This is a genomic window from Cellulomonas fengjieae, assembly GCF_018388465.1.
GTDB lineage: Bacteria > Actinomycetota > Actinomycetes > Actinomycetales > Cellulomonadaceae > Cellulomonas > Cellulomonas fengjieae.
On sequence record NZ_CP074404.1, the window covers coordinates 1,995,091 to 2,019,997 of the forward strand.

Annotated in this window: 23 protein-coding genes; all 23 read right to left on the minus strand. The window is 70.7% G+C overall.

Features of this window, described 5'->3' with window-relative positions; genetic code table 11:
- Positions 1–13: 13 nt before the first annotated feature.
- A complete protein-coding gene (gene aroB / locus KG102_RS09285; RefSeq protein WP_208213377.1) occupies positions 14–1,138 on the minus strand; it encodes a 3-dehydroquinate synthase in 1,125 nt (374 codons plus the stop codon).
- Positions 1,135–1,692, minus strand: a complete 558-nt coding sequence (locus KG102_RS09290) for a shikimate kinase (protein WP_208289887.1) — start codon at positions 1,690–1,692, stop codon at positions 1,135–1,137. Before KG102_RS09290 ends, aroB begins: the two co-directional genes overlap by 4 nt.
- On the minus strand, positions 1,689–2,879 hold the full coding sequence (gene aroC / locus KG102_RS09295; RefSeq protein WP_208289886.1) for a chorismate synthase: 1,191 nt from the start codon (positions 2,877–2,879) through the stop codon (positions 1,689–1,691). Before aroC ends, KG102_RS09290 begins: the two co-directional genes overlap by 4 nt.
- A gap of 103 nt (positions 2,880–2,982) precedes the next feature.
- Positions 2,983–3,747, minus strand: a complete 765-nt coding sequence (locus tag KG102_RS09300; protein ID WP_208289885.1) for a hypothetical protein — start codon at positions 3,745–3,747, stop codon at positions 2,983–2,985.
- 1 nt (position 3,748) lies between these two features.
- On the minus strand, positions 3,749–4,456 hold the full coding sequence (locus KG102_RS09305) for a fimbrial assembly protein (RefSeq protein WP_208213373.1): 708 nt from the start codon (positions 4,454–4,456) through the stop codon (positions 3,749–3,751).
- Entirely contained in the window at positions 4,453–5,517 is a 1,065-nt protein-coding gene (gene pilM, locus KG102_RS09310) for a type IV pilus assembly protein PilM (protein ID WP_208213372.1), read from the minus strand. Before pilM ends, KG102_RS09305 begins: the two co-directional genes overlap by 4 nt.
- A gap of 90 nt (positions 5,518–5,607) precedes the next feature.
- The gene (locus KG102_RS09315) at positions 5,608–6,393 is read right to left on the minus strand and encodes a prepilin peptidase (RefSeq protein ID WP_208213371.1); all 786 of its coding nucleotides are present in this window, start codon (positions 6,391–6,393) and stop codon (positions 5,608–5,610) included.
- Between the two features lie 19 nt (positions 6,394–6,412).
- The gene (locus KG102_RS09320) at positions 6,413–7,999 is read right to left on the minus strand and encodes an RICIN domain-containing protein (RefSeq protein WP_208289884.1); all 1,587 of its coding nucleotides are present in this window, start codon (positions 7,997–7,999) and stop codon (positions 6,413–6,415) included.
- A 20-nt stretch (positions 8,000–8,019) separates the two neighbouring features.
- Positions 8,020–8,676: a PulJ/GspJ family protein gene (locus KG102_RS09325; RefSeq protein WP_208213369.1), complete on the minus strand. Its 657-nt coding sequence runs from the start codon at positions 8,674–8,676 to the stop codon at positions 8,020–8,022.
- Complete coding sequence (locus KG102_RS09330; protein ID WP_208289883.1) at positions 8,676–10,487, minus strand: Ig-like domain-containing protein; 1,812 nt, start codon at positions 10,485–10,487, stop codon at positions 8,676–8,678. Before KG102_RS09330 ends, KG102_RS09325 begins: the two co-directional genes overlap by 1 nt.
- A gap of 93 nt (positions 10,488–10,580) precedes the next feature.
- Complete coding sequence (locus tag KG102_RS18970) at positions 10,581–11,033, minus strand: prepilin-type N-terminal cleavage/methylation domain-containing protein (protein WP_307802851.1); 453 nt, start codon at positions 11,031–11,033, stop codon at positions 10,581–10,583.
- Positions 11,034–11,086: 53 nt separating this feature from the next.
- On the minus strand, positions 11,087–11,533 hold the full coding sequence (locus tag KG102_RS18975; protein ID WP_307802850.1) for a prepilin-type N-terminal cleavage/methylation domain-containing protein: 447 nt from the start codon (positions 11,531–11,533) through the stop codon (positions 11,087–11,089).
- Between the two features lie 198 nt (positions 11,534–11,731).
- The gene (locus tag KG102_RS09345; RefSeq protein ID WP_208213366.1) at positions 11,732–12,964 is read right to left on the minus strand and encodes a type II secretion system F family protein; all 1,233 of its coding nucleotides are present in this window, start codon (positions 12,962–12,964) and stop codon (positions 11,732–11,734) included.
- A complete protein-coding gene (locus KG102_RS09350) occupies positions 12,964–14,562 on the minus strand; it encodes a type IV pilus twitching motility protein PilT (RefSeq protein ID WP_208289882.1) in 1,599 nt (532 codons plus the stop codon). The genes KG102_RS09345 and KG102_RS09350 overlap by 1 nt, the downstream gene beginning before the upstream one ends.
- Before the next feature lie 116 nt (positions 14,563–14,678).
- Complete coding sequence (locus KG102_RS09355; RefSeq protein ID WP_208213364.1) at positions 14,679–16,352, minus strand: GspE/PulE family protein; 1,674 nt, start codon at positions 16,350–16,352, stop codon at positions 14,679–14,681.
- A 90-nt stretch (positions 16,353–16,442) separates the two neighbouring features.
- Positions 16,443–17,264 (minus strand): shikimate dehydrogenase, encoded by an 822-nt coding sequence (locus KG102_RS09360; RefSeq protein WP_208289881.1) that lies wholly within the window; start codon positions 17,262–17,264, stop codon positions 16,443–16,445.
- Complete coding sequence (gene mltG / locus KG102_RS09365) at positions 17,261–18,457, minus strand: endolytic transglycosylase MltG (protein WP_208213362.1); 1,197 nt, start codon at positions 18,455–18,457, stop codon at positions 17,261–17,263. The genes KG102_RS09360 and mltG overlap by 4 nt, the downstream gene beginning before the upstream one ends.
- Before the next feature lie 7 nt (positions 18,458–18,464).
- Complete coding sequence (gene ruvX / locus KG102_RS09370) at positions 18,465–19,022, minus strand: Holliday junction resolvase RuvX (protein WP_249667259.1); 558 nt, start codon at positions 19,020–19,022, stop codon at positions 18,465–18,467.
- A gap of 7 nt (positions 19,023–19,029) precedes the next feature.
- Positions 19,030–21,708: an alanine--tRNA ligase gene (gene alaS / locus KG102_RS09375; RefSeq protein ID WP_208290001.1), complete on the minus strand. Its 2,679-nt coding sequence runs from the start codon at positions 21,706–21,708 to the stop codon at positions 19,030–19,032.
- Between the two features lie 86 nt (positions 21,709–21,794).
- Positions 21,795–22,154 carry a hypothetical protein gene (locus KG102_RS09380; RefSeq protein ID WP_208213360.1) on the minus strand — a complete coding sequence of 120 codons (360 nt, stop codon included), beginning with the start codon at positions 22,152–22,154 and terminating at the stop codon, positions 21,795–21,797.
- Positions 22,154–22,522, minus strand: a complete 369-nt coding sequence (locus KG102_RS09385; RefSeq protein ID WP_208213359.1) for a DUF948 domain-containing protein — start codon at positions 22,520–22,522, stop codon at positions 22,154–22,156. The genes KG102_RS09380 and KG102_RS09385 overlap by 1 nt, the downstream gene beginning before the upstream one ends.
- 110 nt (positions 22,523–22,632) lie before the next feature.
- Positions 22,633–23,259 carry a 30S ribosomal protein S4 gene (rpsD, locus tag KG102_RS09390; protein ID WP_208213358.1) on the minus strand — a complete coding sequence of 209 codons (627 nt, stop codon included), beginning with the start codon at positions 23,257–23,259 and terminating at the stop codon, positions 22,633–22,635.
- A 209-nt stretch (positions 23,260–23,468) separates the two neighbouring features.
- Positions 23,469–24,839, minus strand: coding sequence for a replication-associated recombination protein A (locus KG102_RS09395; protein WP_208289880.1), 1,371 nt, complete (start codon positions 24,837–24,839; stop codon positions 23,469–23,471).
- Between the last annotated feature and the right edge of the window lie 68 nt (positions 24,840–24,907).

Below are 24,907 nucleotides of genomic sequence, written 5' to 3' on the forward strand. Positions count from 1 at the left end.
AGGTCCGTGCCGGTCACAGGGAGATCGCCCGTGACGGCGCCGGTGCGCCCTCGCTGAGCTCGGCGTACGCCGCTGCGAGCAGCGCCGGGTCGGGTCCCTCGAGGCGGACAGGCTTGGCGACGTCCTCCAGCACCACGAACCGCAGCAGGTCGCCCCGGGTCTTCTTGTCCCGCCGCATGGCGGCGAGGAGGCGGTCCCACCGGTCGCCCCGGTACGTGACGGGCAGGCCGAGGGAGGTGAGGATCGCGCGGTGACGGTCGACGACCTCGTCGGGGAGCCGTCCGGCCAGCCGCGCGAGCTCGGCGGCGTAGACCATGCCGACCGACACGGCCGCGCCGTGCCGCCACTGGAACCGCTCGACGTGCTCGATCGCGTGCCCGAGGGTGTGGCCGTAGTTGAGGATCTCGCGCAGGCCCCCTTCGCGCAGGTCCTCCCCCACGACGCGCGCCTTCACCGCCACGGCCCGCTCGACCAGCTCGAGGAGGACGGGTGACGAGGCCGCCGCGACCGGGTCGGTCAGCACCGCGGTGTTGGCCTCGACGAGCTCGAGGATGCGCGGGTCGGCGATGAACCCCGCCTTGACCACCTCGGCGAGACCGGCGACGAAGTCGTGCCTCGGCATGGACTCGAGCGCCGCCAGGTCGCACAGGACGCCGGCGGGCGGGTGGAAGGCACCCACCAGGTTCTTGCCCTCGGCGGTGTTGATCCCGGTCTTGCCGCCGACCGCCGCGTCGACCATCGCGAGCAGCGTCGTCGGCACGTGCACGACCCGGATCCCGCGCAACCAGGTCGCCGCCACGAAGCCGCCGAGGTCCGTGGTCGCACCCCCGCCGACGGCGACGATGGCGTCGCTGCGCGTGAAGTCGGCCTGCCCGAGCACCTGCCACAGGAACGCGGCCACCTGGGCGGTCTTGGCCTCCTCCGCGTCGGGCACCTCGGCGATGAACGCCTCGTACCCGTGCGCCGCGAGGTCCTCACGGACGGTGTCGGCGGTGGCCGCGAGGGCGGACGGGTGCACGACGAGCACGCGTCGCACGCCGCTGCCCAGCACCTCGGGGAGCGCACCGAGCAGGTTCCTGCCGATGACGACGTCGTACGGCTGGTCGCCCTCGACGCGCACGGTCCTCGGGTCGGTCATGACGCGCTCCCCTCGCCGCGGCGCAGCACCGCCAGCTCCTCCTCGATCACCACCGCGACGTCCGTCGGCCGCCGGTCGTCCGTCAGCACGCGGACGGTCGACACGCGTTCGTACACCGGACGCCGCGCCTCCATGAGCGCCTGCCACTGCGCGCGCGGGTTTCCGAGCAGGAGCGGTCGCGCCTGGTTGAACCCCACCCGCGGTGCGGCGTGGGCAAGCGAGACGTCGAGGAAGACCACCATCCCGCCGCCGGCGACGTACGCGCCCAGCAGCTCCTGCGTGGACTCGTCGAGCACGGCTCCCCCACCGAGGGCGAGGACGCCGTCGTGCTCGTCGAGCGCGCGCCGGACCGCGTCCCGCTCCAGGGCACGGAACACGGGCTCGCCGTCCTCGACGAAGACCTCGGCGATCGTCTTGCCGACGGTGCTCTCGACGTCCGCGTCGGTGTCGCGGACCGCGAGCTGCCACCGCTCGCCCAGCGCGATCGCCACCGTCGACTTGCCGGATCCCGGAGGACCCACCAGAACGATGCGCGGGCCCGGCGCGGCGCTCATGCCAGCAGCTCGGGGATCGCGGTCACGTAGGACTCGAGGTTGCGGCGGACCTCCGCCACGGAGTCACCGCCCGTCTTCGCGAGCAGCGCGTCGGCCAGGACGAGGGCCACCATCGCCTCCGCGACCACGGCCGCCGGCGGCACCGCGCAGACGTCCGAGCGCTGGTGCTGCGCCTTGGCCGCCTCGCCGGTCGCGGTGTCCACCGTGTCGAGCGCCCTGGGGACCGTGGAGATCGGCTTCATGGCCGCGCGGACCCGGAGCACCTCGCCGTTGGTCATGCCACCCTCGAGCCCACCGGCCCGGTTGGTGCGTCGCACGATCCGACCCGTCGCATCCCGCTCGATCTCGTCGTGCGCCTGCGACCCGCGCCGTGCTGCGGTGCGGAAGCCGTCGCCGACCTCGACCCCCTTGATCGCCTGGATCCCCATGAGCGCGGCCGCGAGCTGGCTGTCGAGGCGGCGGTCGGCGTGGACGTACGAGCCGAGGCCCGACGGCAGGCCGTAGGCGAGCACCTCCACGACGCCACCGAGGGTGTCGCCGTCCTTGTGGCACTCGTCGATCTCCGCGACCATCGCCGCCGACGTCGCCGCGTCGAAGCAGCGCACCGGGTCGGCGTCGAGGGCGGCCGCGTCGTCGGGCGTCGGCACCGCGGCGTCCTCCGGGGCGGCGACGGGACCGATGCTGACCACGTGCGAGACCAGCCGGACACCTGCCGCCTGCTCGAGGAACCGGGCGGCGACGGTCCCGAGCGCCACCCGGGTGGCCGTCTCGCGCGCGCTGGCGCGCTCGAGGACCGGACGGGCGTCGTCGAACCCGTACTTGCGCATCCCCACCAGGTCCGCGTGACCCGGCCGCGGACGGGTGAGCGGCGCGTTGCGCGCGCGGTTGAGGACGTCCGGGTCGTCCACGGGGTCCGACGACATCACGTCGACCCACTTGGGCCACTCGGTGTTGCCGATCTCGACGGCGACGGGGCCGCCCTGCGTGCGCCCGTGCCGGACGCCACCGAGCAGCCGGACCTCGTCCTGCTCGAACTTCATGCGTGCACCCCGGCCGTAGCCGAGGCGCCGGCGGGCCAACGCCTCCTGGATGTCCGACGTCTGCACCTCGACATCCGCCGGGAGGCCCTCGAGGATGCCGACGAGCGCCGGACCATGGGACTCACCGGACGTCAACCAACGCAGCATGGGGTGATCCTTCCATGGGCGCCGAGTGCCGCCGCACGACGTCCGAAGAACGGGCGAAGGGCCCCCCTGCCGCCGCAGGAGGGCCCTTCGTCGTGACGTTCGCTCAGCCGAGCGGCAGGAGCGGGTTGCGGCCGTTGGCCGGCGGGAGCGGCGTCGGCGCAGGGGGCTCCGCCGCCGGGTCGGCCACCGGGACCGCGGCGTCGGTGGGCGGGAGCACGTAGAGCGACCCGGTGACGATGAGCTCCAGATCGCCCTCGTTGAGCTGGGGCTTCCCCCCGGAGGCGTCCGACGGCGTCTGGGCGGCGCCCGCGAGCTGCTCGACCAGCATCAGCCGCTGCGTTCCGGTCTGCACGTCCTGGAGGAAGGCCAGGACGTTCTCGTACGAGCCCACGACGTTGATCGTGACGGGCACCGTGAACGTGGTCACCACCGGCGGGGCCGGCACGACCGCGTCGGCGGCCTCGCCCTCGGTAGCGGCGTCCGTGGACTCGGCGACGGGCTCGGGTGCGGCCGGCGGGGTGACCCCCACCGCCGTGGCGGCCTGGAAGGAGACGATGGTCACGGAGTGCGCCGCGGCGACCGCGTCGACCTGCCGCTTGTACGTGGACAGCTCGGCGGTCGGCGGCACCTGGAGCTGGAGCGCGGCGAGCTCCGAGCGCAGGGCATCGATGTTCTCGAACTGCTCCTTGAGCTTGGCCAGCTTGATCTTCGCGATCGCGTTCTGGTCCAGCTGCGACTCCGCCGCCGCCCGCGTCTCCGCAGCGGTCGCCAGGGTCGGCGACACGAGGACGAACCATGCGGCGGCGAGCACCAGGATGCACGCGAAGGCGGTTCCGGCGATCCAGCCGCCGGCCTTGTTCTTGGTCATGTCAGCTGCCTTCCGTGGCGGTGTCGGCGGCGGGGAACCGGCGGGCGAGCGCAGCCATGTCGACCTGCACCATCGACGTCACCTCGTAGGCGACGACACCGTCGATCTCGCCGAGCGTGTCGGACGACGTCGACGCGCCGTAGAAGCCGGGGATCGTGTTGAGGGCCTCGGTCCAGGCGGCGCTGTCCGGGAGCGTCTTGGCCCGCGCGGCGAACTGCACGGTCGCGACGCCCTGCGCGGTGAGCGCGTCCGGGGACGTCGGGGGCGGCGCGACGAGCCCGCCCTGCACCACCGAGAAGGTCGTGATGCTCACGTCCTGCGGCAGGACCGCGGAGATGGCGTCGAGGTACGGCTTCCACAGCACCTCCGGCGCCATCCCGACGGTCCGGGTCTCCGTGGTCCGCCGCAGCCCGTCGAGCACGGGCTGGACCTCGGCGTACTTGGCCTCCTGCGACTTCAGCTGGGCGGCCTCGCCCTGCGCATCAGCGAGGGCGGAGTCCGCGGACGTCCGGGAGAGCAGGGCGAACGCGTACATCACCCCCGCCATCGCCAGCACGAGGAGCAGCACCACGACGAGCCACTGCTTGACGTGGCGCAGCGTGCGCGCCGCCTTGACCTCCGGCGGCAGGAGGTTGACCTGGGGAAGACCGACGAGGAGAGCCCCGCCGGCGCGCTTCTGCGGCTTCGAGCGCTCGAGCAAGGTGGTCATGCGGCAACTCCGTACGCGAGTCCGACGGGCAGGGCGATGAGCGACTCGAGACCGTTCAGGGAGTCGCGGTGCACGGTCTTGGCCATGCGAAGACCGGCGAGCGGGTCACCGAGCGTGACGGGCAGCCGACTGGCGCTCGACAGGTACTGGCCGAGCCCGGGCAGGTGCGACCCGCCACCGGTGAGCACGACCACGTCGAGGCCCTTGCCCGGGTTGCTGCCCGAGTAGTAGACGAACGTGTTGCGGATCGACTCCACGAGAGAGGTGACGACGGTCGCGATGGCCTCGGCCGCGTCCGCCCGGTCCGGGCCGACCGCGTAGCCGATCCCGATCTCGCGCTTGAGCTGGTCAGCCTCGGTGGCGGGGATCTTCAGGGCGGTCGCCACGGCGTTGGTGACGTTCACGCCCCCGGAGGGAAGCGCGCGCACCAGGCGAGGAGAGCCCTGCGCGGAGATCACCACGGTGGTCAGGCTCGCCCCGATGTCGACGAACGCGGCCGTGGCACCGGACAGCTCGCCGTGGGAGAGCGCCCGGATGAGGGCGAAGGCGTTGAGGTCCACCATGCGCGGCTTGAGCCCGGCGCCCTCGACCGCGACGACGTTCGACGCGACGGTGTCCCGCTGGGCGGCGACGAGCATGCCGCGCACCATGCGGCCCTGCGGTCCCTCGAGCTCGCCCGTCGGGAAGAAGTCCAGCAGCGCGTCGTCCGTGGACATCGGCAGCAGCTCCATCACCTGGAACGGCAGCGACTCCTTGAGCTGCGCCAGCGGCATCCACGGGAGGTCCAGGTCGCGGACGATGACGCGCTGGTTGCCCACGCCGATGATGACGTCCTTCGACGTGAACTTGGTCTGCGCCCACAGCTGACGCAGCGCCTGGGACACGATCGACGGCTGCTGCACCTCGCCGTCGCGGACGGCCCCGACCGGGAGCGGCGCCTGACCGAACCGGACCAGGGTGGGGGCGTTCTTGCCGCTGGGGCCGCCGCTGCCGAACTCCAGCTCGGCGGCGCGCACCGACGACGAGCCGATGTCGAGCCCGATGACGCGTGACGTGGCCACGAGGGTCCTTCCGAAGGATCGATGAGTTCCCAGGTGCTATCGGGCGGAACACCGGGCGACTTGAGCCGTTCGTGGAACGGCTGCGATCGTTCAGAGCAGGCCGACGTACCAGTCCGCGACCGCGGGGCCGAGGACGAGACCGACCGCCGCGCCGGCGAGCATCCAGGGGCCGAACGGGATGCCGGAGCCGCGCTTCGCCCGGCGGGTCAGCAGGAGGCCGACGGAGAACACTCCCCCGAGCAGGAAGGCTGCGAACCAGCCGACCACCAGGGCGTCCCAGCCGACCCAGCCGAGGTACAGCCCGAGGACGCCAGCCAGCTTGACGTCGCCGAAGCCCATCCCCTTCGGGTACACGATGATCAGCACGAAGTAGACGGCGAAGAGGATCGCGGCGCCGAGGGCCGCGCGCAGCAGCGGTGCCCAGTCCGGCTCACCGGTGGGGTTCCACGACGCGAGCGCGAGCAGGGCGAGGGCCACGGGGTAGGACGGGAGGACGATCGCGTCGGGCAGGCGGTTGACGTCGATGTCGATCAAGGCCAGCGCGATCGCGATAGCGGCCAGGTACCAGAACGCCGGGAGCGCCCACGAGACGCCCAGCCACCAGGTCACCAGCGCGAAGGCGACCCCCGTGCCCAGCTCGACGGCCGGGTACCGCCCGGAGATGGCGGCGCCGCAGTCCCGACATCTGCCTCGCAGCAGCAGCCAGGACACGATCGGCACGTTGTCGTAGGGCCGGATCGGGTGCGCGCACTGCGGGCACGCGCTCGGTGGCGACACGACGGACTCGCCGCGGGGCACGCGCCACACGACGACGTTCAGGAACGAGCCGATCACGCTCCCGATCACGACCGAGAGCCCGATCAGCGCGCCCGTCACGTCATGTCCCCCTGGTCCATCAGCTGGTCTCCTCGAGGTAGTTGCCTACCTCAGCCTCGACGTTCTCCGCCGGAGCGTTCCACTTCTGCGCGGTGCTGCCGTCGCAGGTGGCCATGACGAGCGAGGTCCAGTTTCCGTTGTACCTGCCACCGCTCGCGGCGACACAGCGACCGGTGCTGTCCTGGATCGTCCAGCTGGTCGTCTTGTTGCCCGTGGCCGTGTGCCGGATCCACTGGGACGCCGGCGTCGCAAGATTGCACGAGGTCGTGATGACCGGGTAGAACCCCACGCCGATCCCCGCGTAGCCGGAGGGGGTCGACTGCGCCGCCGGGGACTGCAGGCAGTACTGGGTGCCCGCGGCGTTGTAGATGTAGATCAGCTGCTTCGGCGCCGTGGTGCCGACGAGGGGCTCGTTGTAGAACCACTTGTGGTTCCACTTCAGCGCAGCGCCGGCAGGGGGGTCCTGCTTGCACGGGTAGGAGATCAGGAACGGCCGCGACGTGGTCTCGTCGGTCACGTCGAAGCACCGGCCGAACTCGAGGTAGTTCACGATCTGGTGGGTGTTGACGCTCGCCGCGCCGGGACCGACCGCGGGGTCCGGCGAGAAGGACCCGTAGGGCTGGTTGTCGGCGCAGCCCGAGGTCAGCTTCAGCAGGTCGCCGTCCCCCGGGGTGCCCGAGGTCTTGGGCGAGCCCAGGCACCGTCCACTGTCCGCCTTGCCCGAGTCCTGCCCCTGCCACGTCGCCTTGCCTGCCTCGTGCCACGACCACAGCTGTTCGTAGGTGGGTGAGGCGCAGCTCTTCAGCTTGATGTCCGAGCCGATCGTGGTCAGGCACAGCGTGTTGGCCGTCAGCGTGGAGCTGGCCAGCTTGATCGTGTAGTCGGTGTCGTAGACCCAGAGCTCGTAGTCCTCGAGGGCGTTGGTCCCGCAGGTGCCGACGGGGCGGTACTTGATGGTGGAGCCGTCGGTGAGCCCCTCGGCCCGCAGGCAGAACTGCGCGGTGCTCGAGTTGGCGACGTACGAGTAGATCCGTCCGCCCGCGACGTTGGTGGTCGTCGTCGAGAACTGGTAGATCATCGCGATCGACCGGTCCGCCATGTCGCTCTTGACGCGCGCGGAGGAGACGGCCTGGCCGTGCGACGAGATGTAGGCGTACGACGGCAGCTGGGCGTTGGTCCCGAGACCGTTCGAGCACGGCAGCGCGTTGGTCGCGCGCCAGCCGGCCGACCGGCCCGCCGGGTCCTCCTTGAAGTACTGGATCGTGACGTCGTAGGTCGTCCCCGACGCGGCGGTGTCGACGGCGCCGGTGAGCGTGCACGGCAGCTTCTTGGGATCGCCGTACACGTTGCCCGTGAAGTCCGCGACGGCGACCGCCGTGCGGATGCGCGCCAGGCTCGCCTCCACGCCCGCCTCGGCGGCGAAGATGGTGCGGGTGCTCTTCTCGGAGAAGTGGGTCGGTTTGACCTGGCTGACCACCAGGCCGAGGACCAGGACGCTCAGCGCGCTCATGATCATGATCATCAGCAGCGCAGTCAGGAGGGCGACGCCACGATCGCGGTCCGCTCCCCCGGTCCTGTCCTGCAGTGCTCGCACGGCGTCCCGCATGACCATTCCTCCTCGTCGGTTCACGGTCGGAACCCCGCCGGCGCGCAGACCGGGTTGTCCGAGACGCCGTCCGCAGGGGCGCCGTCGATGTTGCTGGGTGACTCCACCGAGCTGTTCCGGGCGACGAAGCTCGACGCGGACGAGACCTCGGCGGCCTCGGCGCCCCTGAAGAGCAACGACACCGTCACCTCCTGGCGCGGGTGCAGCGGGGAGGCGAGCTCCACGGAGAAGGGGTACCCGGCGGTCGCCGCGTCGGCCAGGTCCGTCGTGACTCCGACGAACGACGGAAGGCTCCCGGCGCCGTCCGCCCACGAGCGCATGGCCACGACCCCGGTCGCGGGGTCCCAGCGCCACTGCGTGCACGTCGTGACACCGCTCTTCGCCACCGTGGCGGGCGTCCGGAACTCGATGTACTGACGTCCGCCGCCGCCGGCACCGGGCAGGTTCACCGCGTCGGCGTAGCGCACCTGCTTGTCGAACCGCTGCAGCACCAGTCGCGCCCTGTCACCGGCGTTCACAGTGACAGTGCTGCGCACGGCGTTGTTGGTCATGACCACCACACCGCTGAGGAAGATGGCCACGACCGAGACGAAGATCCCCATCGCGACGATCAGCTCGATCGTCGTGATGCCGGAGTCGCGCTCGTCGGAACGCGCGCGGCGCAGGATGCCGCGCATCAGTTGTTCACCTTCAGCGTCACGGTCACCGTGTTGGACGTCTGGTAGCCGCTGTCGTTGGGGGTGATGCGGTACGTGAAGGAGCACGTCCTCGCACTCGTGGGCGACGAGTAGGTGACCTTGCCGTTCGTGGCCCACTTGCTGCTGTCGATCGAGCCACAGTTGTTCGGCAGGGCGCTGAGGACCGTGAACTTTGTGTTGGCGAACGCGCCGTCGTTGGCACCGACGTCGAGCTCCGTCTTGACCGTCAACTTCCCCGACTTCGTGACCGTGAACGCGTCGGGCTGCGCCACGGGTTGCGTCCTGATGGTGGCGGTCGCGACCGGGGACTTGTTCCCGTCGAGGTCGAGCATCTCGTAGGTGAAGGTGTAGACCGCGAGCTTCTTCGCCTCGGGCGTGAAGGTCACCGACGTGCCGGTGGTTCCTGCGGCGACGGCCTGGACACCGTCGACCCTGAGCGACGTCCCGGTCGGCGGCGACGCCTGCCCGAGGACCCGCACCCGGTAGTTGGCGGCGGGCAGGTTGTTCGTCGCGGTCTGCAGGTTCAGCGCGTAGTTGCTCGAGCTGGCCGGGATGCTGATCGTCACCGGACCGTTGACGGGCGGGGCGTAGTTCGTCACGTTCAGGGTCACCGTGCCCGGCCGGCTGACCATCGCCTCGGAGTCCGTGTACGTGTACGTGATCGTCTTGGTCCCGGCCGTGGTGGGAGTCCATTTGATCGAGGTGCCCGCGACGGAAACGCCGGGCGGGACGGCGCCGGTCAGCTCGATCGAGACCGGGTTGGTGCCGTAGCGCGTCTTGATGGGGACCGAGCCCGGCACACCGACCACGGCGGCGCTCGAGTAGTTGACGGCGAGCGGGTTGACGTACACGTGCACCGTGCCGGTCGTGGTGCGCGCCCCGATCGTGATCGTGTACCGGAACGTGACCTCACCGTGCGCGTCGTCGTTCGGGTCGAACTTGATGGTGCCGTCCGCGTTGATCGTCGTGCTCCCCATCGACGGCGCCGTCGTGGACGGCTTGAGGGGCTGGGTGACCGACGCCACCGGGTTCGACGTCAGCGCAGGGAGCGTGTCGTTGTCCAGCACGTCGATGTTCACGGGTGTCGCGTCGGCATCCATCGCCAGCGAGTCGTCAGCGGCGAGGATCAGGGTGGTGTTGTTCCACTTCAGGTCGTGGTTCGGGTCGATCAGGGACGAGATGTTGTACGTGCACACCGTGCCGCCGCAGCTCCCCGTGATGTCCGGCCAGGTCACCATCACGGCCGCGCGGATCATGCGCTGGTAGCCGGGGTCGGCCACCCAGGCGGCGGTGCCGCCGCTCTTCGTGCACGGCGCGCCCGGGAGCGTGGTGCTGCGGTAGCACGAGCCGAAGAGCGTGGTGACCGTGTACTTGATCCGGGACTTCTCGACCTGGTACGTCAGCTTGACCGCGTCGTCGCCGGTCCCGGCCAACGGTGCAGGGCTGGTCGACGCGTCCCAGTCCGGGAATGCGTCGCTGAGGCCGACGACCCCCGCCGCGGTCGCGGTGGACCACGCCGCCTGGACCTCCGCCTTGGTCCGGCCGACCACCATTCCCGACGTCTTGGTCGTGGAGAACTTCGCGACCCGCGAGAAGGAGTCCTCCATGGCCTCGTTGGCGATGGAGGTCGCGTTCTGCTGGCGCTGCTGGGTGGTGACGGTGCGCGTGCCGTTGATGAAGAAGGCCAGCGACGCGCTGGCGACGATGGCGATGAGCGCGAGAGCGACCAGCACCTCCATCAGCGTGAAGCCGGCGTCCGGCGCGTCGTCGCGCTGCAGTCGCTGGATCATGGCTGGCCTCCCTCGGGTCGTGTGGCGTGCACCGAAGCGGTGCGGAGACGGACGAGTCGCCGTCTCCGCACCGCCGTGACTACGTGGTGGTGATCAGCAACCCGCGGCCTTGGTCGTGGCCGTGCCCGGCTGCAGGCCGCCGCCGGCGCTCAGGTAGCTGAAGCCGGCCGTCGTGCCGCCGGTGCCCTTCGCGCTGTAGCCGTACACGCAGTACGAGTTGGAGTCGATGAGCTTGTACGACACGACGTTCTCCCCGGAGAGGGTGATGGGCGAGCCCGTCGTGATCGTGATCTTCGGCGGCGTGCCGGTCGAGGTCACCCCGGCGGTCGGGTAGGCCTGCGAGTCCGTGTAGTAGGACTCGACCTCCTGGGCGACCGTGCGCAGGTCGGACTTGATCGACGCGTCGACCGCCTTCTTGCGCTGGTTCAGGAACACCGGGATGGCGATGGCCGAGAGAATGCCGATGATGATGATCACGACGAGGAGCTCAATGAGCGTGAAGCCCTTGTCCTTCTGCGCGATCGACTTCTGCATACGAGCAATCATGTTCTTCTTCTTTCCGGAGTCAGGGATAGATCAACAGTGGGTTGTCGCGCAGGTCACGGAGCGGCGGTCGTGACGACCGTGCTCTTCAGGCCGCCCTCGTCGCTGTCGTACAGGTAGTACTTGGACGCGGTGTTGGCCGTGCCCTTGTCGTTCCATCCCTTGAGCTGGTACGCCTGGCCGCTGGTGTCGAGCGCGTAGCTGATCTCCGTGCCCGCGCTCGTCTTCGCGGCGTCGCCGTTGGTGATGACGACGTCCTTGCCGGCGCCACCCGTCTGGGCGACGTCGGCATTGGCGGGGTACTTCTGGAAGTCCGTGTAGTACGACTCGATGGACTGGGCGACCGAGCGCAGGTCAGACTTGACCGAGGCGTCGACCGCCTTCTTGCGCTGGTTCAGGAACACCGGGATGGCGATGGCCGAGAGAATGCCGATGATGATGATGACGACGAGAAGCTCAATGAGCGTGAAGCCCTTGTCCTTCTCCGCCATGGACTTCTGCATGCGAGCGATCACAGTCAGCTCCAGGTTGTGGGTGCGGTCGAATTGTCGTGTTCAGTCCGGCGGAGCCGGTTCGGTGGTGCACCCGTGCTATCGACCCTGAGCAGCGCATTCTTGACGCGCAGTGCGACCTTTTCCCTGTGATCACCCGGTCGGCGCAACGAAGGCACGGCCGCTGGGCGGCCGTGCCTTCGAATGGGCTTACGAGATCAGGTCGAAGACGCCGAAGATCGGCATATACATCGCGATGACCATGGCGCCGATGATCGCGCCGATGACGACGATCATGAGCGGCTCGATGAGGCTCGTCAGCTGTTCGGTGGTCGCCTCGACCTCGGCGTCGTAGAAGTCGGCGATCTTCCCGAGCATGGTGTCCAGGGCGCCCGTGTCCTCCCCGACGGCCATCATCTGCACGACCATCGGCGGGAAGACGGCGTGCTGGGACAGCGGGCCGGACAACGACTCACCGCGCCGCACGGACTCCTGGACCGCCTTGGCGGCCTTCTCGATCACGAGGTTCCCGCTGGTCTCGCCGACGATGTCGAGCGCCTGCAGGATCGGCACGCCGGCGTGGATCATCGTGCCGAAGTTGCGGGTGAAGCGGGACACCGCGATCTTCTGGAACAGCTTGCCGAACACCGGCAGCTTGAGCTTCATCGGGTCCATCCGCATCCGGACCGACTTGTCGTTCTTGTGCTTGCCCCACCAGAACGAGAACGCCACGAGCACGACCAGGATCGGGATCGCCGCGACCTTGAGGATCTCGGAGAGTCCCATGAGGATCTTCGTCGGCAGGGGCAGGTCGCCGCCCAGGCTCGAGAACATGCCCGCGAACACCGGCACGATGAAGAGCAGCATGCCCGCCACCGCCAGGATCGCGACGACGAAGACCACGACCGGGTACGTCATGGCCGACTTGATCGTGCTGCGGAGCTTGACCTCGGACTCGAAGTTGTTCGCGACCGACACGAGCACCTGGTCGAGGAAGCCGCCCACCTCACCGGCCTTGACCATGTTGATCATCAGCGGCGGGAACGTGTTCGGGTGCTTCTGCAGCGCCGTCGAGAAGGCGGTGCCGCCCTCGACGTCGTTGCGGACCTGACCGACGACCTTGGCCAGGGGCTTGGACTCGGTCTGGTCCGCCAGGATGCTGAGCGCGCGCAGCAGCGACAGGCCGGAGTCGATCATGGTCGCCAGCTGGCGGGCCATGATCGCGAGGTCCTTGAGCGAGACCTTGTTCTTGCCGAAGCCGGGGATGTTGATCTCGGTGTTCAGGCCCCCGGTGCCGACCTCGGAGATCGAGACCGCCGCCAGCCCCATCTCCCGCAGCCGGTTGGCGACCGCGGCCTGGTTGTTCGCCTCGACCCGGCCCTTGACCAGCTTGCCGCCCTTGTCGCGGACCGCGTACTCGTACGTCTTCTGCCCGGTGGGCATCAGAGCGCCTGGCTTCCGTAGGAGGCCCCACCCATGGACACGGCGTCACCCATGCCGGCCGCCCCCTGCGAGCCGCCGGAGAACCGGCCGGTCAGGCGGTTGAAGTCCTCGACGTGGTGGCACTTCTCGAGGCCGGTCTCGTAGGAGATCTTGCCGACCTTGACCAGGTCCGCGAGGTGCTGGTCCATCGTGTGCATCCCCTGCTTGGCGCCGGCCTGCATGGCGGAGTAGATCTGGTGGGTCTTGCCCTCACGGATGAGGTTGCGGATGGCCGGTGTGGCGACGAGGACCTCGGTCGCGACGGCACGCCCGGGGGCGTCCGAGCGCTTCGCGAGCGTCTGGCACACGACGCCCTGGATGGCTCCGGCCAGCTGCGTGCGGATCTGCGCCTGCTGGTGCGCGGGGAACACGTCGATGACGCGGTCGATCGTCTGGGCCGCGTCCTGCGTGTGCAGCGTCGCGAAGACGAGGTGCCCGGTCTCGGCCGCGGTGAGCGCCACCGAGATCGTCTCCAGGTCGCGCATCTCGCCGACGAGGATGATGTCCGGGTCCTGACGCAGGACGTGCTTGAGCGCGTTCGCGAACGAGTGGGTGTCCTGGCCGACCTCACGCTGGTTGACCACGCACTTCTTGTGCCGGTGGAGGAACTCGATCGGGTCCTCCACGGTCATGATGTGGTCCTGCCGGGTCCGGTTGGCCAGGTCGACGACCGACGCGAGCGTCGTCGACTTGCCCGAACCCGTGGGTCCCGTGACCAGCACGAGCCCACGGGGAAGACCGGCGAACGTTCCCACGATGGCCGGGACGCCCAGCTCCTCGAGCGGCTTGATCTCGTACGGGATCACGCGGAAGGCCGCGCCGATCGACTCGCGCTGCTGGTAGATGTTCACGCGGAACCGGGCGAGGCCCCGCACGGCGTACGAGAGGTCCAGCTCGAGGTTGGCCTCGAACTTCTCGCGCTGCTTCTGGGTGAGGAACGCGTAGATCGAGCGGCGCAGGCCGTCCGGCGTGACCTGGCTGAAGTTCTCAAGGGCGTGCAGCGAGCCGTTGACCCGCACCATCGGTGTCGTCCCCGTCGTGAGGTGCACGTCGGAGGCACCGAGCCGCACCATCTCGGTGAGGATCGCGTCGATCGGGAGGTCGTCGGCCTGCAGGTCCTCCGCCGAACCGCGACGAGGCCCTCGGTCCCGGCCGGCGGGCGTCGGACGCTGCTCCCGCGTCGGCGGGGTGACCACCGCGACGGGCGCGGGAGCGGGCTCTGGAGGCGGCGGCGGCGCCGGCAGGAACAGTCGCGTCCCCGTGGACGGAGCCGCGGGCGCGGCCTGGCCGCCGGGCACGAAGGTGGCCGGGCCCGTGAAGCTGGGCGGTCCCGCCGGCGCGGGCGCCTGCGCCGCGAAGCCGGGTCCAGCCTGCCCGACGCCGGGGGAACCGGCGGGTGCCCCGTAGGGGTGGATCGGTGCCGGTGGCGCTGCGGGCGCGACGCTCTGCGACGGGATCGGCGAGAACGCGGCGACCGCGGTCGGCTGCGGGCCCGCCGGTCGATAGGGCGGCAGGGGGCGCGTCGGCTCCGCCACGGGCTCCCGATAGTTCTCGCTCACGTCATTCCCTCCAGTTGGTCGCTCGCTGCGACCGCCACGGACGTACCGCTGGACCGTTCATCGGCGGCACCGATGACCGACTTGAGACATCCGCACGCGTCACGTGCGTGCGTGGGTCATGCCACGACCCGGAGGATCTCCTCGATCGACGTCTGACCGAGCACGACCTTCTGCCAACCGTCGTCGCGCAGCGGGATCATGCCCTGCTTGATGGCGGTCGCCGAGATGTCGGCGGACGACGAGTTGGCCACCGCGTGACGCTCGATGTCCTCGGTGACGCTCATGACCTCGTGCAGCGCGAGGCGACCTCGGTACCCCGTCTTCGAGCAGGTCACGCAGCCGGCGGGACGGAAGAGCTCCGGGATCGGCTCACCCGGCACCCACGGGAACCGGGAGGCGACGAGCTCCTCGGGTGTGGGCTGGTACGCCTCCTTGCACTTCGAGCACAGGCGCCGCGCCAGGCGCTGTGCGACGACGCAGTCGAGGGCGGAACCGACGAGGAACGGCTCGATCCCCATCTCGGTGAGCCGGGTGATGGCCGAGGGGGCGTCGTTGGTGTGGAGGGTCGAGAGGACGAGGTGCCCGGTCAGGGCGGCCTCGATCGCGATCTGCGCGGTCTCGTGGTCGCGGATCTCACCGAGCAGCACGACGTCCGGGTCGGAGCGCAGGATGGAGCGGAGCGCACCCGCGAACGTGAGGCCCGCCTTCGGGTTCACCTGCACCTGGTTGATCCCGGCGAGCCGGTACTCGACCGGGTCCTCCACCGTGATGACGTTGATCTCCGGCTTGGAGACGGCGTTCAGCGTGGCGTACAGGGTGGTGGACTTGCCGGAACCCGTGGGTCCGGTCACCAGGATCATCCCGTACGGCTTGGTGTACGCCTCGCGGTAGACCTCGTAGTTGCTGTCCAGGAACGACAGGTCCCGCAGGTCCAGGCTCGCCGTGGAGTTGTCCAGGATCCGCATGACGATCTTCTCGCCCCACACGGTCGGCAGCGTCGCCACGCGCAGGTCGATCTTGCGTCCGTTGTGCACGACCGACATGCGGCCGTCCTGCGGCTTGCGCCGCTCGGCGATGTCGATGTCGCTCATGATCTTGACGCGGCTGATGACACCGCTCTGGATCTGCTTGGGGGCGCGCTGCGTCTCGTGCAGCACGCCGTCGATCCGGTACCGGACCCGCAGGTCCTTCTCCGACGGCTCGATGTGGATGTCGGAGGCGCGGTCGGTGATCGCCTGCGTGACGAGGAGGTTCACGAAGCGGACGATGGGGGCGTCGTCGTCGGCGATCTCGCCCATCTTCGACAGGTCGGCCTCGGGCTCGGAGTCGATCTCCTCGAAGGCCTGGGAGAGGTCCTCCATCTCGTCGTCGGCCCGGCAGAACCGGTCGATGGCGCGCAAGAGGTTGTCGTGGGTGGCGATGACCGGGATCACGGACATCCCGGCGACGTTGCGGACGTCGTCCACCGCCATCACGTTGCCGGGGTCCGACGTCGCCAGGACGATCGAGCTGCCCTCGATGGCCACGGGCAGGACCGAGTACCGACGGCACAGCGCGCTCGGCACGAGGCTGACGGCCGTCCGGTCGACCGGGTAGTCGTCGAGGTCGACGAACGCCATCCCGACCTGGGTCGCGAGAGCCCGCACCAGCTGCGTCTCGGTCAGGACGCCGATCTCCACCAGCGTGCGTCCGAGCGTCGAGTTCCGGGCCATCGTCTCGTCGAGCGCCGCGAGCAGCTGCGCCTCCGTGACGAGCCCGTCATCGAGCAGGATCTCCCCGAGCTGCTTCACGCGCCGTCCCTCCGTCCGAGCCGGCGGCCTGTCGCGGCCGCGCGGGTGTCTCCCGGTCAATCGGCACGACGGACCACCCGACTGAGGAGGTCAGGAGGTGAGTTTGTCCTCGAGCGCCGCGGACATGGCGGCGAGCGGCGCGGGGTGCCCCGTCATCAGGCGCACCTGCTCGGCCGCCTGGTGCAGGAGCATCTGCTCCCCGCCGACCGCCGCTCCCCCGGCCGCGGCCCACGCCACCGACAGTGCCGTGGGGCGCGGGTCGTAGGCGACGTCGAGCAGCACACCGGCGACGTGCGTGAGGTCACCCGCGAGCGGGTCTGCGGCGTGCGGCGGGAGCGTGGAGATCACGACCTCCGCTCCCCCGAGCTCCTGCGGTGCCACGTCGAGCGTGCGGTACACCGGCGTCACGCCCATGCGGTGCGCGGCCCGCATCAGCGCCCCGGCGCGGGCGATGGCCCGGACGTACACGACGGGCGACGTGCAGCCGAGCTGCGCGAGCGCGGCCAGGCTCGACGACGCGGTCGCCCCGGCCCCGAGCACGGCCGCGCTCGTCACCGGCCGGTCGAGCGCGAGGGCCGCCACGATCCCGTGCACGTCGGTGTTGGCGCCCACCAGCGTGCGTCCCTGGAAGAGCACGGTGTTGACCGCTCCGACCACCTGGGCGAGCGGCTCGACGTGGTCGAGCAGCGGGATGACCGTCTGCTTGAGCGGCATGGTCAGGCTGAGCCCGGTCCACGAGGGGTCGAGCCCGCGCACGAACTCGGGCAGCTCGTCCTCGGTGACGTCGACGGCGTCGTAGCGCCAGCCGTCGAGGCCGAGCGCTGCGTAGGCGGCGCGGTGCAGCACCGGCGACAGCGAGTGCGCCACCGGGTGCCCGAGCACCGCCGCCCGCCGGGGGGCGGCGACCGTCACCCGCTGTTCTCCGCCTGCCACTGGCGCAGGAGCTCCCGGTTCGCGTTGTGCTCGTCGTTGGTGACAGCGAAGCGGGTCTCGCCGGTGTCGAGGTTGATGGCCACCCAGAAGATCCAGTCGCCCGGCGCGGGGTTGAGGACCGCGTCGATCGACACCGCGCCCGGGGAGGCGATGGGCGTCGGCGGCAGCCCGAGGTGGCGGTAGGTGTTGTAGGCGTTGGAGTCGTCCTGCGTCATCGCCGTGGTCAGGTCCATGCCGGAGATGCCCAGGCCGTAGGCGACGGTCGCGTCGACCTGCAAGGGCATCTCCTTGGCGAGCCGGTTCTCGATCGCACGCGCGACCTTGGGCCGGTCCTCGGGGAGCCGCGCCTCGCGCTCGACCAGGGACGCCTTGTTGAGCACCTCGGCCCACTGGTCCTGCGGGACGCCCTTCTGCGTCAGCACGGCGACCGTCTGGGCGGTCATCTGCGTCAGGACGCCAGCCGGCGTCGCGTCGGGCTCGATGTCGTAGGTGGCCGGGTACAGCCAGCCCTCCGCGTTGCCGTTCGCCTCGGCGGGCAGGCCGATGGCGGCGGGGTCCGCGATGGCGGCCTTCACGTCCTCGACGGGGACGGCCATCTTCTCGCTGATCTTGGTGGCGATCTGGTCCTTGGTGAGCCCCTCGGGGATCGTCACCGTGAAGGACACCCGGCTCGACGGGTTCAGCAGCTCCGTGATGGCGTCGGACGCCTTCATCTCGAGCAGGAGGCTGTAGGTGCCCGGCTGGATGGACGCGGCCTGCGGGTTCGCGGCGAAGGCTTCGTTGAACGCCTTGACCGTGGCAACCACGCCGGCGTCCACGAGCGTGACCGCCATGTCCTCGCCGGTGTCGCCGGGCTTGATGACGACCTCGACGGCGCCGTGGCCGACGCCGCTGTAGTCCTCGACACCCTTGGCGGTGTCCGCTCCCTGGAAGAGGCCGCCCATGAGCGAGACCACCACGTAGCCCGCGCCGGCGACCATGAGGATCGCCACGACGAGCACCCAGATCGAACGTCGGCGCCGACGCTTGCGCTCGCGCTGCTCCCGCGCGCGACCGCGCGCGCGCTGGGGACGGCCCTCGGCGGGTGCGAGACGACTCTCCCCGTCGACGGTGCCGTGCGACTCGTCGGTCGGTGCTACGGGTGCCCACCACTCGGTCTGCCTGTTGGTCACGTGCGCGTCACTCCACCGTCGTCCGTGCGTCGCCCGCAGCCCCCCCGCGCGCTGCTGGAGGAACGTGCGGGTCGATCACGACCCGCTCACCGGGGCGTCGCCCCGACACACGCTCCGCGTCCAGCGCGGTCTGCAAGATCACCACCGCGGCAGCCTGGTCGACTACCTGTCGGTGGCGGCGTCCGGATCGGCCGGACGCCTGAAGCGCCTGATGGGCGGACACTGTGCTCATCCGCTCGTCGACCAGACGCACCGTTACCGGTGCGATGGCCTGCGCCAGTTGGACAGCGTACGCGCGCGCAGCACCCGATGAGGAGCCCTCGGACCCCGACAGATGCATCGGGAGGCCGACATACACCACCCGAGCAGCGCGCTCGTTCACCTCGTGCACGATCTGCGCGATGTCCTCGGGCAGCCGCTTCTTCGAGCCCGTGGCCCGCGCGAGCGTCGCGACCGGGGTGGCGATCAGGCCGTCGGGGTCGCTGCTGGCGAGCCCGACCCGGACCGATCCGACGTCCACCGCGAGGCGGGCGCCGCGCACGACGGCCTCCGGGTCGGGGGTCACCGGCACGTCAGCCCGCCACCGCCGTGGCGACCGCAGCCAGCGCCTCGGCCAGCCGACCCGCGTCGGTGCCGCCGCCCTGCGCGAGGTCGTCCTTGCCGCCGCCCCCGCCGCCGAGGATGCCCGATGCGGTCCGGACGAGCGCACCGGCGCGCACGCCGCGCTCACGCGCGGCCGCGTTGGTCGCGACGACCACCACGGGCCGACCCTTGCTGACGCCGCCGATGGCGACGACCGTCGGCTTCGCCTCGCCGAGCCGCGACCGCACGTCCAGCACCAGGGTGCGCAGGTCGTCTCCGCCGACCTCGCCGGCATCGTGCGTGACCACCAGCGTGTCGCCCACGCTCTGTGCGCCGGCGGCCAGCGTGCCGGCCTGCGCGAGCAGGGTCGCCTGGCGCAGCGCAGCCAGCTCCTTCTCGGAGTCCTTGAGCCGCGTCAGCAGGGACGAGACCCGGTCGGTGAGGTCGTCCGGGCGCGCACCGAGCAGGCCGGAGAGCTGACCCACGAGCGCCCGCTCCTTGGCCTGGTACCCGTACGCACCCTCGCCCACGAGGGCGTCGACACGTCGGACGCCGGAACCGATGGACGACTCGCCGAGCAGCGTGACCAGGCCGAGCTCGCCCGACCGCTTGACGTGGGTGCCCGCGCACAGCTCGCGGGACCAGTCCCCGCCGATCGAGACGACACGCACCTCGTTGCCGTACTTCTCGCCGAACAGCGCCATCGCGCCCAGCGCGCGCGCCTCGGCGATCGGCATCGTCTGCTCGGTCACGTCGAGGTCGTCCTGGAGCCGGGTGTTGACGCGCTCCTCGATCTCGCCGAGGGCGCCGCTGGGGACCGGCGAGCCGGAGCGGAAGTCGAACCGGATACGGCTGGGTGCGTTCTCCGAGCCGGCCTGCGTCGCGGTGTCCCCGAGCGACTCGCGCAGCGCCTTGTGCACCATGTGCGTCGCCGTGTGTGCCCGCGCGATCGCGCGGCGCCGGTCGATGTCGATCGTGGCGGTCCCGCCCTCGCCGAACGTCACGGTGCCGTCCACCAGCCGCCCGTGGTGCACGGACAGACCCTTGACCGGCGCCTGCACGTCGTCGACCTCGATGCGGGCGCCGCCGTCGAGCACGATCACGCCCGTGTCCGCCAGCTGGCCACCGGACTCGGCGTAGAACGGCGTCACGTCGAGCACGACCTCGACGTCCGCGGGGGCGGTCGCCGCGGGAGCGGGGACGCCGTCGACGAGCAGCCCCACCACGCGCGAGCGCGCCGTCGCGTCCGTGTACCCGATGAACTCGACGGGCTTGGCGTTCTGGGAGCTGAGCGTGCTGTGCAGCTCCTGGTACGCGGCGGTGTCCGCGCGGCCCGCGCGCTTGGCCAGCGCGTCGGCCCGGGCCCGGTCGCGCTGCTCCTTCATCAGGGTGCGGAACGCGGTCTCGTCGACCGCGACGCCCTGCTCCGCCGCCATCTCGAGCGTGAGGTCGATCGGGAAGCCGTACGTGTCGTGCAGCTGGAACGCCTGCGAGCCCGTCAGGACCGGAGCGGGCGCGCCCTTCGCGGCCTGGACCGCGGTGTCGAGGATCGTCGTGCCCGCCGCGAGGGTGCGGCGGAACGTGTCCTCCTCCGCGTACGCGACCTGGCTGATCCGCTCGAAGTTCTCCGCGAGCTCCGGGTAGGACGGGCTCATGGCGTCCTTGCTCAGGGGCAGCAGCGTGGGCAGCGCCAGGTCGTCCACGCCGAGGAGCCGCATCGCGCGGATCGAGCGCCGCAGCAGCCGGCGCAGCACGTAGCCGCGTCCCTCGTTCGAGGGGGTCACCCCGTCGCCCATGAGCATCAGCGAGCTGCGGACGTGGTCGGCGACGACGCGCATGCGGACGTCGTCGTCGTGCACCGCGCCGTACCGCCTGCCGGAGAGCTCCTGGGCGCCCTGGATGACCGGGAAGACCTCGTCGATCTCGTACAGGTTGTCGACGCCCTGGAGCAGGTACGCCACCCGCTCGAGACCCATGCCCGTGTCGATGTTCTTCTGCTTGAGGTCCCCGAGGATCGGGAAGTTCTCCTTGCCGCCCCCGTCGCCGCGCTCGTACTGCATGAACACGAGGTTCCAGATCTCGAGGTAGCGGTCCTCGTCGACGACGGGGCCGCCCTCCGCGCCGTACTCGGGGCCGCGGTCGACGTAGATCTCCGAGCAGGGTCCCGACGGCCCACGGGCGCCGGTGGACCAGAAGTTGTCCTTCCACCCGCGTCGCTGGATGCGCTCGTCGGGCAGGCCGGCGATCTGCTTCCAGAGGTCCGCGGCCTCGTCGTCGTCGTGGAAGACCGTGACCCAGATGGTGTCCGGGTCGAACCCGAAGCCGCCCGCGTCCCTCGACCCGGTGACCAGCTCCCAGGCGTAGGTGATCGCGCCTTCCTTGAAGTAGTCCCCGAAGGAGAAGTTGCCGTTCATCTGGAAGAACGTGCCGTGGCGTGTGGTCTTGCCGACCTCCTCGATGTCGAGGGTGCGCACGCACTTCTGCACGCTGGTGGCGCGGGGCCACGGTGCGGTCTGCTCCCCCAGCATGTACGGGATGAACGGCACCATGCCCGCGATGACGAACAGCGTCGACGGGTCGGGCGAGATCAGCGAGGCCGACGGGATGACGGCGTGGCCCTTGCTCTCGAAGTAGTCGAGCCAGCGCTGGCGGATCTCGGCGGTACGCATCGTGTCCTCGTCGTCCATCTGTTGTGCCTGTGGTGCCGCGTCGGGTGACGCCTGTCGTTGTGGGTGCCGGCGAGCGGTGCCGGCGCCTAGAAGAAGGTGTAGCCGTCGTCGTCGTCGGGGTCCTCGGTGGGCCCGACCCTGCCGGCGCCGGCGTGCCGCGAGTCCCACGAGCGACGCAGGTCGGCCACCCGCTCGGGCCGCTGCGCGCGGAGCTCGTCGACGTCCACGTCGCCCACCAGGTCGTGCCGCAGCTGCTGCTCGCGCTCGGCCATCGCCGTGGCGAACTGCGTGCGCAGCGTGACGACCGCGTGCGAGACGCGCTGGACGCCGTCGATCGTGTCGGTCGCCCCGGCGGGCAGGTACGTGTCGGCCAGGGAGCGCCCCTTGCGGACCGCCACGACCGTGAGGCCGACCCCGATCGCGAGCCACGTCAGCCTGCGCGCCATCATCGACCCCGACGCGCGCTCGCCGCGAGCCCCGACAGCGCCGTGCGCACGCCGTAGGAGAAGGCGGCCACCTTGATCAGCGGTCCGCCGAGCGTCGCGGCGAACAGCGACGTGAGTGCGGAGACGTTCTCCGAGACCTGCGCGGCCGCCGTGGTGACGGTGTCGATGTTCGCCAGCTGGGTGTTGGACGACGCGACGAGCGTGGCCGCCTCGTCGAGCACCGGGACCGTGTGGTCGGTGATCTCCTTGACGGAGGTCCGGGTCTCGTCCAGCACGCGCCCGAGCTTGAGCAACGGCACCGCCACGACGCCCACGAGCAGCACGAACGCGATCGCGGCGATCAGACCCGCGATGTCACCGACCGACATGTCCAGCCTCCTGGTTCCGGGGCCCTCGACCCCGCGGAAACCCTACCCGCCCCACGCACACGGACGCCCCGCGGCGCAGCTGCGCGGCGGGGCGTCCGGGACGGGCTCGATCAGCGGGCGTAGTACTCCACGACCAGCTGGACCTCGCAGGTCACGGGGATCTCCGCGCGCTTCGGGGCGCGCACGAGCACGGAGCTGAGCTTCTCGAGCTGCACGTCGAGGTAGCCCGGGACCGTGGGCAGCACGTCGCGGTGCGCACCGGCGGCGGCGACCTGGAACGGCACGGTGGCCTGGCTCTTCGGCTTGACCTGGAGCGTCTGGCCCGGCTTCACGCGGAAGGAGGGACGGTCCACGATCTTGCCGTCGACCAGGATGTGGCGGTGCACGACGACCTGGCGGGCCTGCAGGATGGTGCGGGCGAAGCCAGAGCGCAGGACGAGGGCGTCCAGGCGGGTCTCGAGGTTCTCGACGAGCGCCTCACCGGTCAGGCCCGGGGCCTTGCGAGCGTCCTCGTACGCGCGAGCCATCTGCTTCTCGCGAAGCGCGTACTGCGCACGCAGACGCTGCTTCTCACGAAGGCGGACGGCGTAGTCGGACTCGGTGCGACGACGCGCACGGCCGTGCTCGCCGGGGGGGTACGGCCGCTTCTCGAAGTGCTTGACGGCCTTGGGCGTCAGCGCGAGGCCGAGGGCGCGGGAAAGGCGCACCTGGCGACGCGAGCGGGTCACGCTGCTCACAGAGTTACTTCCTGTCGTTGTAGACGTCACACCCGGGACGGAGATGTTCCGCCGGGCGTGGGGCCGACCGTGGATGCGTCGCGTCTGTTCTCGACGCTGGCTAAGGCCCCAGGTGGCCGTCCGAGCTGGGGGCGTGCTGTGTCTTCAGCGCACACCCGTCCCCGCGGACGACCTGCACACTCTACCCTGCGACGGTCGGGATCCCCGAATCAGGACGACTCGTCGAGGATGGCGCGGATCCGGTCCAGGCGCTCGGTGACCTGGCGCTCGTAGCCCCGGTCGCTCGGCTCGTAGTAGCGCGTGCCCACCAGCTCGTCGGGCAGGTACTGCTGGGCCGCCACCGCGTGCGGCTGGTCGTGTGCGTAGAGGTACTTCGTGCCGTGGCCCAGCTCCTTGGCGCCCGGGTAGTGCGCGTCGCGCAGGTGGGCGGGCACCGACCCGATGCGTCCGGCGCGCACGTCCGCCAGCGCGCGGTCGATCCCCGTGTAGGCGGCGTTGGACTTCGGCGCGGTCGCCAGGTGCACCACGGCCTCCGCCAGGATGATCCGGGCCTCGGGCATGCCGATGAGCGCGACCGCCTGCGCCGCGGCGACCGCCGTCTGCAGGGCGCTCGGGTCCGCCATGCCGACGTCCTCCGCCGCGGCGATGACGATCCGGCGCGCGATGAACCGCGGGTCCTCCCCCGCCGCGATCATGCGCGCGAGGTAGTGCAGGGAGGCATCGACGTCGGACCCGCGCATGGACTTGATGAAGGCGCTGATGACGTCGTAGTGCTGGTCACCGTCGCGGTCGTAGCGCACCGCGGCGACGTCGATGGCGCGCTCCATGGTCGCCAGGTCGACCAGCACGGGCAGAACGGCGTCGGGCTCGGACAGCGCCGATCCCGCGGCGGCCTCCAGGATGGTCAGCGCCTTGCGGGCGTCGCCGCCGGCCAGGCGCAGCAGGTGGTCCTCGGCGTCCTCGGCGAGCGTGATCGACCCCTCGAGGCCACGCTCGTCCTCGACCGCGCGGCGCACCAGCCGGCGGACGTCGTCGGTGTCCAGCGGCTGGAGCGTGAGCAGCAGCGACCGGGACAGCAGCGGCGAGTTCACCGAGAACGACGGGTTCTCCGTGGTCGCCGCGACGAGCGTGACCCACCGGTTCTCGACGCTCGGCAGCAGCGCGTCCTGCTGCGCCTTGGTGAACCGGTGCACCTCGTCGATGAACAGGACGGTCTCGGTGCCGTCGGTGGCCAGCCGGCGGCGGGCGTCCTCGATCACGGCCCGCACGTCCTTGACCCCGGCCGTGACCGCCGACAGCTCCACGAAGCGCCGGCCCGACGTCGCGGCGATCAGGTACGCGAGCGTGGTCTTGCCGGTTCCGGGCGGTCCCCAGAGCACGACCGACGTCGGCGCGGCCCGCCGCGCGGCCTCGTTGGCAGGTTCGACGAGCCGGCGCAACGGCGACCCGCCGACGAGCAGGTGCTCCTGGCCCGCGACCTCGCTCAGGTCACGCGGGCGCATGCGGACGGCGAGGGGTGCACCGGCCCCGACCGCGGGCAGCCCGGCGGCCGTCGACGTCACCGCATCGAACAGGTCCATGCGGGCAGGGTACGCACGGCGACGGACGCCCCGCGTCGCGCGCGGCGCGCCGTCCGGCTCGCCGGTGT